15 protein-coding genes are annotated in these 15,587 nt (G+C 46.6%); 4 read left to right on the top strand and 11 right to left on the bottom strand.

Annotation, left to right across the window (positions count from 1 at the left end; translation table 11 throughout):
* Position 1: 1 nt before the first annotated feature.
* Positions 2-799 carry a sulfate ABC transporter permease subunit gene (locus tag QF049_RS16225; protein ID WP_017689977.1) on the bottom strand — a complete coding sequence of 266 codons (798 nt, stop codon included), beginning with the start codon at positions 797-799 and terminating at the stop codon, positions 2-4.
* The gene (cysT, locus tag QF049_RS16230; protein WP_307538877.1) at positions 796-1,611 is read right to left on the bottom strand and encodes a sulfate ABC transporter permease subunit CysT; all 816 of its coding nucleotides are present in this window, start codon (positions 1,609-1,611) and stop codon (positions 796-798) included. The genes QF049_RS16225 and cysT overlap by 4 nt, the downstream gene beginning before the upstream one ends.
* A gap of 344 nt (positions 1,612-1,955) precedes the next feature.
* On the opposite strand from cysT, the gene QF049_RS16235 reads away from it, so the two are divergent.
* Positions 1,956-2,357: a secondary thiamine-phosphate synthase enzyme YjbQ gene (locus tag QF049_RS16235; protein WP_307538879.1), complete on the top strand. Its 402-nt coding sequence runs from the start codon at positions 1,956-1,958 to the stop codon at positions 2,355-2,357.
* 189 nt (positions 2,358-2,546) lie between these two features.
* On the opposite strand, the gene QF049_RS16240 is transcribed toward QF049_RS16235, so the two are convergent.
* From QF049_RS16240 to tkt, 5 genes are all read right to left on the bottom strand, one after another.
* On the bottom strand, positions 2,547-3,149 hold the full coding sequence (locus tag QF049_RS16240; protein WP_307538881.1) for a TetR/AcrR family transcriptional regulator: 603 nt from the start codon (positions 3,147-3,149) through the stop codon (positions 2,547-2,549).
* 5 nt (positions 3,150-3,154) lie between these two features.
* Positions 3,155-3,787, bottom strand: a complete 633-nt coding sequence (locus QF049_RS16245) for a YigZ family protein (protein WP_036610785.1) — start codon at positions 3,785-3,787, stop codon at positions 3,155-3,157.
* 176 nt (positions 3,788-3,963) lie between these two features.
* Positions 3,964-5,319, bottom strand: coding sequence for a glucose-6-phosphate isomerase (locus QF049_RS16250; RefSeq protein ID WP_017689982.1), 1,356 nt, complete (start codon positions 5,317-5,319; stop codon positions 3,964-3,966).
* A 189-nt stretch (positions 5,320-5,508) separates the two neighbouring features.
* Positions 5,509-5,826, bottom strand: coding sequence for a pyrimidine/purine nucleoside phosphorylase (gene ppnP, locus QF049_RS16255; RefSeq protein WP_017689983.1), 318 nt, complete (start codon positions 5,824-5,826; stop codon positions 5,509-5,511).
* 333 nt (positions 5,827-6,159) lie between these two features.
* Positions 6,160-8,202, bottom strand: a complete 2,043-nt coding sequence (tkt, locus tag QF049_RS16260; protein WP_036610788.1) for a transketolase — start codon at positions 8,200-8,202, stop codon at positions 6,160-6,162.
* Positions 8,203-8,635: 433 nt separating this feature from the next.
* Between tkt and QF049_RS16265 the strand changes: the two genes are divergently transcribed.
* A complete protein-coding gene (locus QF049_RS16265) occupies positions 8,636-9,115 on the top strand; it encodes a hypothetical protein (protein WP_307538885.1) in 480 nt (159 codons plus the stop codon).
* Between the two features lie 74 nt (positions 9,116-9,189).
* On the opposite strand, the gene purU is transcribed toward QF049_RS16265, so the two are convergent.
* Positions 9,190-10,083: a formyltetrahydrofolate deformylase gene (gene purU, locus QF049_RS16270; protein WP_017689986.1), complete on the bottom strand. Its 894-nt coding sequence runs from the start codon at positions 10,081-10,083 to the stop codon at positions 9,190-9,192.
* A 42-nt stretch (positions 10,084-10,125) separates the two neighbouring features.
* Positions 10,126-11,232, bottom strand: coding sequence for a deoxyribonuclease IV (locus QF049_RS16275; RefSeq protein ID WP_124113443.1), 1,107 nt, complete (start codon positions 11,230-11,232; stop codon positions 10,126-10,128).
* Positions 11,233-11,402: 170 nt separating this feature from the next.
* Between QF049_RS16275 and QF049_RS16280 the strand changes: the two genes are divergently transcribed.
* Both QF049_RS16280 and QF049_RS16285 read left to right on the top strand, forming a co-directional pair.
* Positions 11,403-11,870 (top strand): DUF2621 domain-containing protein, encoded by a 468-nt coding sequence (locus QF049_RS16280; RefSeq protein WP_176872741.1) that lies wholly within the window; start codon positions 11,403-11,405, stop codon positions 11,868-11,870.
* 157 nt (positions 11,871-12,027) lie between these two features.
* Positions 12,028-12,939, top strand: a complete 912-nt coding sequence (locus QF049_RS16285) for a TIGR01777 family oxidoreductase (protein ID WP_307538890.1) — start codon at positions 12,028-12,030, stop codon at positions 12,937-12,939.
* Positions 12,940-12,951: 12 nt separating this feature from the next.
* Here the strand turns inward: QF049_RS16285 and QF049_RS16290 are convergent, their stop codons facing one another.
* Positions 12,952-14,724 (bottom strand): DUF6382 domain-containing protein, encoded by a 1,773-nt coding sequence (locus tag QF049_RS16290; protein WP_307538892.1) that lies wholly within the window; start codon positions 14,722-14,724, stop codon positions 12,952-12,954.
* Between the two features lie 338 nt (positions 14,725-15,062).
* Positions 15,063-15,578: an A24 family peptidase gene (locus QF049_RS16295; RefSeq protein WP_307538894.1), complete on the bottom strand. Its 516-nt coding sequence runs from the start codon at positions 15,576-15,578 to the stop codon at positions 15,063-15,065.
* Positions 15,579-15,587: the final 9 nt, after the last annotated feature.

Consider the following 15,587-nt stretch of genomic DNA (forward strand, 5'->3'; position numbering starts at 1 on the left):
ATCAATGCACTTCCTTTCGCTTCTTGGCCCATTCCATCATGAGCAGCAGCCCGACGGAGAAGGTGACCAGCACCAATGCCACACCATTTGCGGCAGCCACATTAAAATTCTCAACATCCTGATACACCAAGGTTGTTGCGGTCTGCGTTTTGTTCATAATATTCCCCGATACAACCAGCACTGCACCGAACTCCCCAAGCGAGCGCGCAACCGTCAAGACTAGACCATACACTACCGCCCAGCGGATGGAAGGCCAGGTCACACTCCAGAACGTCCTCCAGCCGTAGGCGCCAAGTGTAGATGCAGCCTCCTCTTGCTGAGAACCGAGTTCCTGGAGGACAGGCATAACCTCTCTGACCATCAGTGGAAAGGTAACAAATAACGTTGCGATCACCATACCTGGGAAGGCATAGACCACATTGAATCCAATCCCTTCAAAAAAAGCGCCCATAATGCTGTTAGGTCCCAACATCAACACAATCATCAAGCCGCCAATAACAGGAGATACGGCATAAGGCAGGTCTACAATGCTGTTTAGCAGCCCTTTTATCCGTTCACTCAGCCATCCGGCACGAACCAGATACAGAGCCATCATGATGCCAAACAATGTATTTAACAGGGTGACCACCAGAACCACCAGTCCGGTCATCATCAAGGCGTGTAACGCCTCAGGGCGCATCAGCCCTTTCAGGAATCCACCTGCCCCGTCTTCAAATGCGCCAATAAAAATGCGTCCAAGCGGGATGATCAGCAGTACAATAAATACCGCAAACGTCAGTCCAATTAAGAGTCGTCTCATCGTCTTCTCCCCCGCATCTGCACCAGATTGATCAGCCAGAGGATCAGGAAGGAGAGCGTCAGGAGCAACACCGATACCGCAGCGGCTCCCGTTGGATTATCACTTTCAATCTCCCCGTAGATAAATACGGAAGCGGTCAGTGTTCTGCCCGGAATGTTACCAGCCACCAGCACGACAGCTCCGAATTCAGCCAGTCCTCTGGAGAAAGCCAACATCCCCCCACTGATCATGCCAGGTGCCATGGACGGCAGAATAACCTGCATGAACGTGCGAGCCTTCGATGCTCCCATCGTGTACGAGGCTTCTTCCTCGGAAGAATCGATTTCTTCCAGCAAAGGCTGCACTGCACGAATAACAAACGGAAATGTGACAAAAGTCATCGCGATAACAATGGCGGGCTGGTGAAATACAATCTCAAATCCCATGGATTCTGCCAGTTTCCCGATGGCACTGACCGGACCCAAAAGCAGCATAATCATCAAACCGCCCACCGCTGTTGGCAGTGCAAACGGGAGATCAACCAGACTGTTAAGAAACGATCGGCCGACAAAGCGATACCTTGTCAACACCCAGGCGATCATCGTGCCCAGAACCACATTAATTAGCGTAGCAATCACGGCCAGCCGAATGGTCAGCAGTACGGCTTTCCACGCAATAGGGTCCATAATGCTCTGAACAAAGTTGCTCCATCCTTCAGAGAAGGAATTGACGTACACACCGATGATTGGAAGTACAATAAGTACGATAAAATATAACAATACGGTACTGCGGAATCCCCAAGTCCATCCCTTATGACGAAGAACGGTATTCATTGCTGCGTTCCCTCCCAGCCTCCGGCTTTAGCTCCGGTCGGCAGTCTTCCTGGCTTCAATACGACATTTTTCCTAAGTTGGATGATATTACTTTAATATTATTCCCATTAGTCTACTTGGTTTTGCTTTTCTGATACTTTACCAGTTTGCAGTGCTAATCGTCAATGCTTTTATTGAATATAATTGGGCCACATCTGAGATTAATTAATAAAATCACTTCAGGTTATTTCTGACCTCTCCGTTATTGTGCGATTCACATATCCGTCTTCATATGTGGTTTGTTTGTTATGTAGTGGTTAAGGTACAATCGAGGGTAAGTAAAGAAATATAAGGAGTGATCTAACATGTTATATACGAAGAATATATCCACTTCCACACGAGATGAAATCAAGGATATCACACGGGACGTGAAGCAGGTTGTCCAGAGTAACGGTGTGCAGAACGGGACGGTGCTCATCTACTGCCCACATACGACGGCGGGGATTGCCATCAACGAAAATGCAGACCCGGATGTGAAACATGATGTCTTGTTACGTCTGGACGAAGTGTATCCTTGGAAGCATCCCAAGTATCGACATGCCGAAGGCAATACAGCCTCTCACCTCAAGTCGATCACAACAGGGCCATCACAGACGGTGATTATTCACGAAGGCAGGCTGCTGCTTGGCCGCTGGCAAGGTATTTACTTTTGCGAATTCGATGGACCGCGTGAGCGGGAGTATTTTCTCAAAATCATGGAAGGTTAGTTGGGTCCAATAGGCCTGCCACCTACTCGTTCATTTTTGCAAACACAAACAGGCGGTCCACCCTCATTCCGGGTCGGAGCCGCCTGACTTGGTCTGCTGCGCATACTAACTTTCGCGAGACAACGTTATAAAGAATTAAAGTTATGACAAATCACCGCCCTGAAGTGTAGGGGTGCAACAATAGCGCCATTATTGGACGCCAGGCTGCTGACCCAGATTGCGGCACAGCACTTTGACATGAGACAGCGCAGACGATTCAATCTCCACAAACGTTAAACGGTCCTGAATGTAATAAGAAATGAATCCGTGCATAGCCAAAAATAGCGTACGCGGTACATTTTGAGTATCCTCTTCCGTACAACCTTCTTCGTTCATGTACTGCCTAATAATTGAAGCAAACAACTCGAAGCAACGTCCCTGTTCGGTCCGACAATAAGACAATAGTTCCTCGTCCCGAATCATAAACATAATTTCATATTGATATGGATTCTCCAGACCAAAGCGAATAAACTCCATCATGATATGCTCTACCTTGCTCACACCATCACGAACCGGCCTGACCATGGCTTGCAGCAGCAAATGCCCCAAATGATTAAAATCTTCAACCACGATAGCATAGAACAACTCTGCTTTTTCCTTAAAGTGATAATACAGCGACCCATGACTATAGCCTAGATGCTGGCCGATGCTTCGCATCGAAATGGCGCGGTATCCTTTGGTAATAAAAAGGTGCCTCGCCGCCTCCAGTATCCGCTCCCTCGACAACTCCTGTTCGACTGCTCTTCTAGCCATATATTTTATTCCCCTTCAATAAAATAAAGCCGCTGTCCCTCCGTGATCCGGGATTGCCCTTGCGTCAAATCCGTGATCCAGGCTACAAAAGCCTCGGTTTCACTATCCGGCGGAAGACAAGTCAACGTAACCTTATCGGTGAATCCAGTTTCACCTGTACGGACTTCCCGGCTTCTTAACTCATTTTCCACTTTACCCAGCCACGTATAATCCAGTTCAACAAACACTTCACGATGCAGCACGTTGGTAATGGCTTCTCCGGCTTCAATGGCTGCTACAGCTCCATCCGTATAAGCACGAATTAACCCGCCAGCTCCAAGCATAATTCCCCCGAAGTATCGCGTAACCACAATTGCCACATTTTTTAATTTCTGATTTTTGATCACTTCAAGAATGGGTTTTCCTGCTGTTCCGCTGGGTTCCCCGTCATCGGATTGCTTCTGGATCTCGTCCCGCTCCCCAATCATATATGCAGAGCAGTTATGAGTTGCATTCCAATGTTTTTTCTTGATCTCATCGATGAAGGCAACAGCCTCTTCCTCTGTCGTGACCGGCATAATATGACCGATAAATCGCGACTTCTTGATTACAATTTCCAGATTGCCCGGTCCTCGAACCGTGCGATAACGTTCAATCATCCTAAATCCAACTTTCTGATCTTTTCCTGAGTCCATTTTACAAGAAAGCAGTTCACCGCGCGAACGCGGACGAACTGCCCTGGTTATCTATATCCGGGAACCCTGCATCTTACACGAACAGTGATTCCCGGTTAGATTTACATTACCTTATTTAACTATATGAGCAGACCGATGAATTATTCGGAAAGTCTCGCTTCGAGCGCTGCTTTCTCTTCTTCAAAGCCTGGTTTGCCCAGCAATGCGAACATATTTTTCTTGTAAGCTTCCACGCCTGGTTGGTCAAATGGATTGACGCCCAGCAGGTAGCCACTGATACCGCATGCTTTTTCAAAGAAGTATACCAGATATCCGAAAGAATATGGAGTCATATCTGGAATGTTCACAATCAGGTTTGGTACTTGACCATCCGTATGTGCAAGCAGTGTTCCTTGGAACGCTTTTTTGTTAACAAAGTCCATGGTTTTGCCTTCAAGGAAGTTCAAACCATCCAGATCGTCCGGATCCGATTTGATTGAGATATGCTCAGCAACTTCAGTAACTTGGATAACAGTTTCGAAAATATTCCGGCTACCTTCCTGAATGAATTGACCCATGGAGTGCAAGTCTGTAGAGAAATCAACGGATGCAGGATAGATCCCTTTGTAGTCTTTACCTTCACTCTCTCCAAACAGTTGTTTCCACCACTCGGACACGAAGTGCAGGGATGGCTCATAGTTTACAAGAATCTCAGTGCCTTTGCCTTTGCGATACAATGCGTTACGAACTGCAGCATATTGATATGCTTCATTCTCAGCTACGTTCGGGTTGCTGTATTCTTTGGATGCGTCAGCCGCACCTTGCATCATTTCTTCGATGCTGATACCAGCTGCTGCGATTGGCAGCAAACCTACAGCTGTCAGAACGGAGTAACGTCCACCTACATCATCCGGGATAATGAAAGATTCGTATCCTTCTGCATTTGCCAGTTCTTTTAGTGCACCGCGCGCTTTGTCTGTTGTAGCATAGATGCGTTTGCGTGCTTCTTCTTTACCATATTTCTCTTCCAGTGCTGCACGGAAGATACGGAAAGCAATTGCCGGCTCTGTTGTTGTACCAGATTTGGAGATAACGTTGACGGAGAAATCTTTGCCTTCAACCAGATCCAGCAAATGAGTTACATATGTGGAACTGATATTGTTTCCTGCAAAATAGATTTCAGGCGTTTTGCGTTTGTCTTTTGGCAGATTGTTATAGAACGAGTGAGTCAGCATTTCAATCGCTGCACGTGCACCCAGGTATGATCCACCGATACCGATAACAATCAGTACTTCGGAGTCGCTTTGGATTTTGGCAGCCGCTTTTTGAATGCGAGCGAACTCTTCTTTGTCATAAGCCGTTGGCAGGTCAATCCAGCCCAGATAATCGGAGCCTGTTCCTGTTCCGTTGTGAAGCTGCTCGTGAGCCAGACGAATCGGTTCTGCGAAATAATCTACTTCGTGCTGATTTACAAATTGCAGTGCCGTGCTATAGTCAAATGTCACTTTTTTTGCCATGATCTCAAAAACCTCCTGATTTCGGTTATATTATTTCCGTATCCGTGTTCCATTCTAAACAACTTGCCTTAAGGATACTTCAAATCCACGGGGCTGACAAGCTTGCAGCTCGAACTTTGTCGTTAGAATTCAAGAAGCAAAAAGGGTAAACCGAATCCGCGGGTTGCGGTTCTGCTTACCCTTCTTATGTTATTCCGCCGGGTACGAGCAGACGTAGTCAGTAACGCTGCGTATCTCCAGTTTAAATTTGGATTCGGCAGGCACGTGGAACGTAGCTTGACCTTGAATCTCTTGCCACTCTTCTTCTCCGGGAAGCAATACTTTCAGATCTCCGGACAAAATCTCCATAATTTCACGGGAATCTGTACCGAACTCATAACTGCCTGGAAGCATGATACCCAGAGTCACTTTGCTGCCATCCCCCAAAATAACCGTTCTGCTGGTTACCTGACCATCATAATAAATGTTGGCCTCTTTCACTACACTGACTTGATCGAATTGTGACATGCGTACCCGCTCCCCTGAAGTTAATGAAAACAAAAGGCAAAACAGATCAGGGCGATAATGAGTCACCGCCCATCTCTGCGGAAATAACTTGCTGCCATGGATCAGGACAGCATGACGCCCTCCCAACCATAGCAGCGCTTATGAAGCCATAAGTGCGTGTTCAAAAAGTCAGGTTTTCAGTACCGAGAAGATGGGATGAAGCTAGAAATGGAGTAGCGGAGCGTAGGCAGAACTACGTGAGCAACGGACATTTCGGCTGAATCCCATATTCGACGCTGATGATGCCGGGAGGCATCCTTCGTAATCAAAAGCAGACTTTTTGAACGACCTCTATTACAGCAATGCTTTTACGCGGCTAACCACGTTATCCACTGTAAAGCCATATTCTTGGATAACACGGTCGCCAGGCGCGGATGCACCAAATGTGCTGATTCCGAGAATGTCACCTTGATCTCCAACATATTTCTCCCAGCCCATTGGATAAGCCATTTCAATTGCAAGACGAGCTTTAACATCCGGAAGAAGAACGGACTCTTTGTAAGCTTTGTCTTGTTTCTCGAACAGATCCCAGCTTGGCATGCTGATTACGCGAACTTGGATGCCTTGTTCTGCAAGTGCTGCTTGAGCTTTAACAGCCAATTGCACTTCAGAACCTGTAGCGATGATTTGTGCTACCGCTTTGCCATCTTTTGCATCAGAGACAACATAAGCACCACGTTTCACGTTCTCACGTGAACCTTCAACCGTACCTTCCAGGATCGGCAGGTTTTGACGAGTGAGTACGAGTGCAACCGGGTTGCTCTTGTTCTCAAGCGCGTAAGCCCAAGCAGCCGAAGTTTCATTACCGTCAGCCGGACGAATAACCGTCAGGTTAGGAATGATACGCAGGGATGCCAATTGCTCAATCGGTTCATGCGTAGGACCGTCTTCACCAACAGCGATACTGTCGTGAGTCAGAACATACGTTACAGGCAATCCCATCAGGGCAGCCAGACGAACAGCCGGACGCAGGTAATCGGTAAATACGAAGAACGTACCTCCGAATACTTTCACACCGCTGTGCAGTGCCATACCGTTCATTGCTCCAGCCATACCGAATTCACGGATACCGAAGTAGATGTTACGGCCGGAGTAATCTTCAGGTGTGAAGTTCTCCAGGTTGTTCAAGTGAGTCATTGTGGAGCTTTCCAAGTCAGCAGATCCACCTGTCAGTTGTGGCACGTTGTGCGCCAGACCGTTCAGAGCGTTACCGGATGCTACACGAGTGGAAAGGGCTTTGTCTGTTGCTGCATATTTAGGAAGATCACGGTCCCAGCCTTCTGGAAGGTCGCCGTTAATCGCTGTTTCGAATTGAGCTGCCAGCTCAGGGAAAGCTTTTTTGTACTCGGCAAATTTCTCGTCCCAAGCTTTGTTAGCAGAGATACCACGATCTTTCACTTGTGCAAAGTGATCGCGAACTTCAGCCGGTACGTGGAAGTTTTCTTCGTAAACCCATTTGTAATACTCTTTAGTCAATTTGGCTTCGTCTGCACCCAGTGGAGATCCGTGAGTACCGCCGTGGCCGCCTTTACCTTGTTTGTTCGGGCTACCATAACCGATAACCGTTTTAACTTCGATCAGTGTAGGACGCAGTGTATCTGCTTGACCTTCCTGAATTGCTTTTTCGATTGCAGGCAGATCGTTACCATCTTCAACGCGCAGCACTTGCCAGCCATAAGCTTCAAAACGCTTCGCGATGCTTTCGGAAGAAGACAGATCCAATTTACCATCCAACGTGATGTCATTGGAGTCGAACAACATGATCAGTTTGCCCAAGTGCAAGCGTCCAGCCAGGGAAGCTGATTCATGAGATACGCCTTCCATCAAGTCGCCATCACCACAGATTGCGTAAGTGTAGTGGTCAACTACGTTGAATTTGTCTTTATTGTATGTTGCGCCCAGTTGAGCTTCAGCCATCGCCATACCAACAGCCATTGCAATACCTTGACCCAGTGGGCCTGTAGTTGCATCAACACCTGCAGTATGTCCGAATTCCGGGTGACCCGGAGTTTTGCTTCCCCATTGACGGAACTGTTTCAGTTCTTCCATTGGAAGATCATATCCGCTCAGGTGCAGCAAGCTGTACAGCAGCATGGAGCCATGTCCTGCAGACAGGACAAAACGGTCCCGGTTAACCCAAGTTGGGTGGTCCGGGTTATGAGTCATCGTTTTTGCAAAAAGTTGGTACCCCATTGGAGCGGAGCCCATAGGCATGCCCGGATGTCCGGAATTTGCCTTCTCAATTGCATCAATCGCCAAAGTACGTACGGTCGTAATCGACAGGTTGTCGATTGTAGTGTTCTCGTCCTTTTGAATCGCTTCGTTCTTGTCAGTCATGGTTTGTCCTCCTCATGTCTTTAGATAAGTCGGGTGCGCAAGCGAATCCCTCTCATCATACAAGCAAACCGAATTTCACAATAAGTGAATCCGCTTGAGTGTTTCATTTTGACTTATTCACTTTTGTATTGTATCACTTGGCGTGAAGCTTTTCCATAACCTTCTTTCAGAAGTTCGTGAAAAATCGGTTGTTTGTGATGAATATTCCTTGGCCTATCAAGCAAAAATCGTACTGTACAAGGTACTAAATTCCAAAAGCAGACTTAAGGAGCCTCGCAAATCCATCGCATGAAGTATAACCTTTAACCTGAAAAACATGCATTTTTTAGATATTCATCCTCAATTCACATATAATGTTCCTTAATATGGATTCGAAAGTTGGCTGTGGTTTACTTTTCAGATGTACTCGCGTCAATCATAGGAGGTCACAATCATGCCAGATCCTGCTGCTCACTCATCAACATCGGTAAAACACTCATTACCCTGGATATCCGGTATTTTAACGGGAATTCTCTCGGGAGTTGTCCTGGGATTTTTCCTCAAAATGATTCAGGCCAACACAGGTGAAAAAGTATATACCCTGTTGCTGAATATTGATTTTGTGTCTGGTCTTCCACCAACCTTACCCGAAATCATTGAATTTTCTCTGCATCTAGTTGTGTCCGTTGTGATCGGCATCCTCTATGTGTGGTGGGTACGGCGCACAGGGCGTCCCATGTTCAAAGGAATTTTGCTTGGTGCCGCTTCATCCCTGCTCTACATTCCACTCTCTCAATTGTCATCACGTGTGCCAGACCTGTACAATGTGTCCGCCATCCTCTACTGGATTGTAGGACATCTGCTATTCGGTATTATGCTTGGCTTGTGCGGAAAGTATATCAACACAACAAAAAAAGCGACTCCCGTTTCGTAAACGAATTGGGGTCGCTTTATTGTTAGTCTATTACGTGGTTCCGAATCAACCTTGCACAGTATTAAAGCGTGAGCTTAAAATACAACGGTTTTATTTTCGTGAACAAGAACACGGTCTTCGACATGCCATTTCACGGCACGTGCAAGCACAACACGCTCAATGGTACGTCCAATACGCTTCAGCTCGGTTACATCGTCCCCGTGGCTTACACGCTGCACGTCCTGTTCGATAATTGGTCCGCCATCCAGTTCTTCCGTAACATAGTGCGCTGTCGCACCGATAATTTTGACACCGCGGTTGTACGCCTGCGCATACGGTTTACCACCCACAAAGGCTGGCAGGAACGAATGGTGAATATTAATGATTCGATTGCGGTAATGCTCAATGAACATCGGAGAGATAATCTGCATGTAACGAGCCAAAATGATCACATCCACATCATTGCCAATGACGTCCAGCTGGCGCTGTTCCGCTTCTTTCTTCGTATCTGCTGTTACCGGAATATGATGATATGGAATGCCAAATGATTCTACATAGTCCTTCATGTCCAGATGGTTGCTGACCACAAGAGCAATATCAGCATCCAGGTCGCCTGCCTGCCATTGCCACAGCAATTCAACCAGACAATGATCTTCTTTGGATACAAAGATAGCCAGTTTCTTCTTGCGGCTAACCGCAGATAACGTCCATTCCATTTGGAAACGGCTTGCCACTTCTGCAAAATCTGCTTCCAGTTTCGGCAAATTGACCAACAATTGCGGAAGATCAAACTCAATTCGCATAAAGAACATGCCGCCAGCAGGGTCCATTGTGTACTGGTCCGACTGAACAATGTTCGCACCATGCTGGTGCAGGAAATGAGATACGGCAGCTACAATTCCTGGACCATCAGGACAGGAAATAAGCATGCGCGCACGATCGGCGCGGTTTTTAGAATCAGGGCGTACTTGTTTAGCGTGGATCTCCATCGGGTTATTCTTCCTCCTTCAATTAAGCCATGACCTGCGGGATTAACCCGCAAGCCATGCAATCAAGCGATGATTCAGTTGTTCTTCATTCAAATGCGGGAATAGTGCAGCTTCAGCCACCATGTCATAGAGGCGTTCCAGTGGTTCGCGCGGATCTGCCTTTTTGGCTTTGGCATCATTTTTGAGCAACGTCCACACATCCAGAATATACGAACGAGACTCAATCTCTTTACCTTTGAAAAAGTGTTGCAACTGTTCTACTTCTGTCAGGAATTCCTGGCCGAATCGACCGGCAACATCCCCACGAAGCAGCGCAATCTCCACCTCATACATTGGACGCTGTGTCTTGGCCTCTTTACCAATCCAAGGTGTCTCCAGAATAAATGGACGTCCTTGAAGCTTCTCATGGTTGACGATGCGGTTAATCGCCTCAAACCCGATCCAGCCAGAGCCAATTGGTGTATGACGGTCCTTGTGCGCACCCACAGCATTCTTACTATCATTAATATGCATTACGGCAATGCGGTCAAGTCCTACCGTACGATCGAATTGTTCCAGTACACCGTCAAAATCATTAACGATATCATATCCGGCATCATGAATGTGGCATGTATCCATACACACAGTCAGGCGCTCGTTATACGTTACTTTCTCGATGATCTGGGCGATTTCTTCGAAACTGCGCCCCATTTCCGTACCTTTGCCAGCCATGGTTTCCAGAGCGATGTTCACATCTGTCTCTTTCACACCTTCCAGCACTTCATTCAACCCTTCTGCGATCCGTCCGATCCCATAGTGGGCATCTTTGTCTGTAAATGCCCCGGGATGTAATACGATGTTTTTGACACCAATAGCATGTGTACGACGGATCTCTTCCTGAAGGAAATCTACAGCGAGTCTATACGTGTTGTCTTTGTATGAGCCAAGATTAATAATGTACGGTGCATGGACAACGATATCTTCCATTCCACCCTCTTGCATGGCAAGTTTGCCTTCTTCAATATACATGGATTCAATTGGCTTGCGACGTGTATTCTGTGGTGCACCCGTATATATCATAAACGAACTGGAACCGTACGTAGACGCTTCCTTCGTTGCACTCAATAATCCCTTGTCCGAAAAGGACACGTGGGAGCCGATTTTCAGCATTATTGATCCCCCTTAATCTGAATTATCCCTTATTCTAACGCGATTATCGAAATAAATCTAGAAATGCGCTATAATTCGGGATAGAGGCTATTTTTTACAGCTAATATGTGGAACATGGGTAGGCGGAATCCGTCTTTCCGTGAAAATCAATGAACCGAGGTGACTCCGCAATGATTTTCGACTCCTACGCGATGATACTGACCAGCAGTTCCCCCAGCAATTGGTTTATGAATACAATCGCATTCTGGACTTTTTTATTGCTTGGCAGCATGTGTATCGGTGGATTTTTCATGATGCGCAAGTTTTTGAAAGTGCTACCAAAAGCGGACGGAAAGTCCAAACTGGATTGGCAGAATTATTGGGTTGAAGCCAGCCGTCACTTATGGACAGATGAAGCTAAAGCTTTTTTGGATCAACTTGTGGAGCCTGTGCCAGGGCCATTTCGTGACATTGCCAAACATTCCATTGCTGCAGAGATTGGTAAAATTGCAGTTGAAGACAATGCTACGGAAGTATCGAGAGATCATTGCATCAAAGGATACATTATTGCCACACCGAAGCGGGATAATAAGTTTTTGGTCAAATTTTTGGAGAAAAACAAAATCGATTATTCCCCTTATCAACATTTGATTAAATAAAATAAAACATGAGTTAAGTGGCATATAGATTTGGTTAATTAGATACAGATATGCTCCGTCAGGTAAGTTGTTCCCAACAGGCATTGCTTACCGTACGGGGCTGTTTGTCGATCCAACGGTATATCAGCGCAGTGAAAATACAGAGAGGATGTTTGATATGAAAATTGCCATTTGTGGAGGTACCGGATTTGTGGGAGGAGCACTTGTAGATTATTGGCTGCAAGCCGGGCACCATGTGAAAGTTATTACACGAAAACTGCCTGACTTGCATAATCCAAGTAAAAATCTTACATATATATCGTGGAAACAAGTCGAAGAACAACCTCACTTGCTGGAAGGTATGGACGCTCTTGTTAACCTTGCCGGAGAAACGCTGAATCAACGTTGGACAACCAAAGCGAAGCTCGAGATTGTTGAATCCAGAGTCACTACCGTAGCACGGGTAGCCCGATTGGTAGAATCCCTGGAACAAAAGCCGGAAGTGGTCGTTCAGGCTTCTGCCATGGCCATCTATGGAACCTCCCCTACCGAAACCTTTGACGAGAGCAGTCCGCAAAAACCCATGAATTTCCCGTCCCGGGTCTCGGAACAATGGGAAGTTGCTGCAGATGCAATCAAAAATGTCAGACTCGTTAAAATCCGAGTAAGTCTGGTTCTTGGACATAAAAGAGGTGCTTTTCCATTGATGAAACTGCCTTATATGCTGGGTGTTGGTGGCAAGATCGGCAGTGGCAAGCAATGGACTAGCTGGATTCACATTATGGATATCGTAAGACTCATTGATTTTAGCATTCAAAATAAACAAGTATCAGGTCCTGTCAATGCTTCCTCCCCGAACCCTGTTACCAATGATGAATTCGGTCGTACGGTCGGTAAAGTGTATCATCGCCCTCACTGGTTCCCCGTACCCAGCTTCTTAATTAAAACCTTAGTTGGTGAACTATCCGTTGTTCTGCTTCAGGGGCAGAGAGTCATTCCGCAAAAAGCTCTCGACCACGGATTCCAGTTCACCTTCCCAACCTTAACCCAGGCACTGGAAGATCTGAAGCACCGCGGCTTATCTGACTGATTGAACTATGCCTTATTCAACCGACCGATAAGTGTAAACAGATTCCGCAAGTGTAAATGTGTCTCCATCCGCCAAGGGATACTCCTTATACGGAGCAAGAATATTGCCCTGAAGAATGGTTCCATTGACGGAACCCAGATCCTTAATCACATAGCCCGATTTGTTCCGGCTCAATTCCACATGAGCACGGGACACGCCGGTCGCTGTGTCCACCCACTGAACCATATCCACTGATCTTCCGATGACAAAAGATGCTCCTTGCACATCCATCCGTTCATGTTGGTCACTGCTTCCCGATCTTCGTTCAAGATAATAAGACGCCATCACCGGGCCTGCCCCTGTAACATTACCTCCACTCAGATTCTGCAAATTCACGGTTGCCTCCGCAATTGCATCCTGTCGAATTAGCTCTGAAGTTGAAGCTACCGTTTCCACATGGCGCTGAACGAACGGTGGTTCGGAGTGTTCAGGTGTCATATGCAAATTTTGAAAACGGGAATGCTCGCTACCACCTTCTGAGGCGGATGCAACCATTTGGTTTATGCGTTCCTCTTTCCTATCAGCTGTATTCCAGCGCCAACTTTCCTGAAATTGTTCCTCGTCCTCTTCCGTTTGCTTGCCTTTGTTCTTAACTAAACTGAATGAAAAAGACCGCTTATTCTCTGAGTCATTCTGAGGGTTTGCCTTACGCTTCCACGTCCATCCTGCTACACCAAACAAGCCAAGGCTTAGTACCATGCACAGGATCATCTGCGTCTGTCCCGATTGCTCCATGTAAATAAATCTCCATACCAATGCCATGGCAAGCATGCAGCCCAATATGATATAGGTTACTTTGGAAGATCCGGACTTTTCCTCCACTTCCATATCAACACGCTCTAGCGAATCATACGGGTTACTTCGTCCCTGATCCATGCTGTTTGAGCTCTCTAATGGAAATTGCTCAGGTGAGCGCCTGCCTGGAAAGGTTCGAGATCTCACCGGTATGTCTTCAACCTCAGATTCACTCGTTTTCTGCGGCTGACGGAAATTTAGTTGCGGCCCCACACCAGCATTTTGAACGGGAGCACCGAGTTGATCTGGACGAGAATAACCAGTGGATTGCCTGCTATCCCGCCCAGTAATTGACGAATGAAGATTACCTCCTGGACCATCGATGGTTTCCGAAGTTCTGGACGAGAGAACTGCTGCGCCTCCTCCATTCTCTTGCTCGTCAGCGTATAATTCCAGCAGAAGCTCGCGCAACTGTCTGATATCCCAGCGCTCGTTGTCACATAACTGCAGAACACGCTGAATTCCTTCTCCCTGCAGTTCCTGTACATGGGCCATCAGCCTGATTACCAGCTCACGGAATTGCTGAGGCATCGGATCAACTTCAACGGTGTCCAAGATAGGCACATATACCATGCCAAGCTCACCCTGTTCGAATGAACCGTTGATGAATAGGTACTCTTCCTGGATCAATAATTTACGAGGCTCCAGCATATATTGTCGGCATTCCGTGAAGGCATCGGCTAATTGGAACAACAGACCATACAGAACACGCAACTTGATTTTGCTTGACTTTAACATCTGGGATAACATCTTGTACCCTGATATGTCGTACTGCAAAGTTACATTTCGATCGACTTCCCGAATATGAACAGGAAGAAGTCGCGGAATTTGATTGGAGGATAACATCCCCATCTGTACCCGGCTCAATTCCTCCATTCGTAACCCGTCCTCTTTCTCCAAAACCATGAACGCTCCGCCGTTACGAATAAAATCTCTCGTTAATCCATACATGCCAATCCTCTCTTTCCATTGTTATATAGGATCAACTAAAGAAAGTTACACTGGGCACTACGATGACGGAACAACCTTCCGATCGCTGTTATCCCCAGATTTCTTGATTCCCTTCTATAAAGGGAGAAATCCGGGGATAAAGGCGAAGTATATGCTTCCGATGCAGCTTTCTTTCAGAAAGCTTTTAGCTCCGCTTCTTCAGGTTTTTTCCGTCCTCTCCGTTCTCGTGTAAAAAATTTAGTTGATATAAGTTGAGTTACAATACACCACACTCTTCCACTCCAATCGCAGTGCTATCTTCGATCACTGTTATCTTAACGTTATCCAGACTCCTGATATCAAGGGAAAACTCCTGAGATAAGTACAGTGATAAACCCGGGCAATACGGCAAGCATAAATGGAAATTTCAATGTCTTCTCTTTATTTACCAGCTTGAGCGAACCGAGCATGAAAAAACCTGCAAGACTACCTGCCATGCCTCGAATTCGTTTCGCTGAATCTTTACGGAATAGAAGTATCACTAAACCAATTGCGCCCGCGTACAAAACGGAGTAAATAATGACATGAATGCCAAAAGCAAGCCCCGTCCATGCGCCAATCCCACCAAACAATTTCACATCTCCTGCTCCTACTGCCCCAATCGCATACATCAGAAACAAAATGCCAAAACCTGCTGCAAATCCAGCGGCTGAGAACAAGAAACCATCCCAACCTCCCCATATGATATGGGCTAATACGCCAGCGGCAGTCACGGGTAAAGTCAATCGATTTGGAATTTTCATGAAACGAATATCTGTAATAAAAGCTGCAATGACGTATATGCCACAGGCAATGTAAAACCACTCCACCTCCATCATCCCCTT

It is taken from the genome of Paenibacillus sp. W4I10 (assembly GCF_030816325.1).
GTDB classification, from domain to species: Bacteria; Bacillota; Bacilli; order Paenibacillales; family Paenibacillaceae; genus Paenibacillus; species Paenibacillus amylolyticus_B.

What these genes read in the sequence shown, in the direction of transcription:
- QF049_RS16225 (WP_017689977.1), bottom strand. Translation starts at nt 799, where the DNA reads ATGAGACGACTCTTAATTGGACTGACGTTTGCGGTATTTATTGTACTG.
- cysT (WP_307538877.1), bottom strand. Translation starts at nt 1,611, where the DNA reads ATGAATACCGTTCTTCGTCATAAGGGATGGACTTGGGGATTCCGCAGT.
- QF049_RS16235 (WP_307538879.1), top strand. Translation starts at nt 1,956, where the DNA reads ATGTTATATACGAAGAATATATCCACTTCCACACGAGATGAAATCAAG.
- QF049_RS16240 (WP_307538881.1), bottom strand. Translation starts at nt 3,149, where the DNA reads ATGGCTAGAAGAGCAGTCGAACAGGAGTTGTCGAGGGAGCGGATACTG.
- QF049_RS16245 (WP_036610785.1), bottom strand. Translation starts at nt 3,787, where the DNA reads ATGATTGAACGTTATCGCACGGTTCGAGGACCGGGCAATCTGGAAATT.
- QF049_RS16250 (WP_017689982.1), bottom strand. Translation starts at nt 5,319, where the DNA reads ATGGCAAAAAAAGTGACATTTGACTATAGCACGGCACTGCAATTTGTA.
- ppnP (WP_017689983.1), bottom strand. Translation starts at nt 5,826, where the DNA reads ATGTCACAATTCGATCAAGTCAGTGTAGTGAAAGAGGCCAACATTTAT.
- tkt (WP_036610788.1), bottom strand. Translation starts at nt 8,202, where the DNA reads ATGACTGACAAGAACGAAGCGATTCAAAAGGACGAGAACACTACAATC.
- QF049_RS16265 (WP_307538885.1), top strand. Translation starts at nt 8,636, where the DNA reads ATGCCAGATCCTGCTGCTCACTCATCAACATCGGTAAAACACTCATTA.
- purU (WP_017689986.1), bottom strand. Translation starts at nt 10,083, where the DNA reads ATGGAGATCCACGCTAAACAAGTACGCCCTGATTCTAAAAACCGCGCC.
- QF049_RS16275 (WP_124113443.1), bottom strand. Translation starts at nt 11,232, where the DNA reads ATGCTGAAAATCGGCTCCCACGTGTCCTTTTCGGACAAGGGATTATTG.
- QF049_RS16280 (WP_176872741.1), top strand. Translation starts at nt 11,403, where the DNA reads ATGATTTTCGACTCCTACGCGATGATACTGACCAGCAGTTCCCCCAGC.
- QF049_RS16285 (WP_307538890.1), top strand. Translation starts at nt 12,028, where the DNA reads ATGAAAATTGCCATTTGTGGAGGTACCGGATTTGTGGGAGGAGCACTT.
- QF049_RS16290 (WP_307538892.1), bottom strand. Translation starts at nt 14,724, where the DNA reads ATGTATGGATTAACGAGAGATTTTATTCGTAACGGCGGAGCGTTCATG.
- QF049_RS16295 (WP_307538894.1), bottom strand. Translation starts at nt 15,578, where the DNA reads ATGGAGGTGGAGTGGTTTTACATTGCCTGTGGCATATACGTCATTGCA.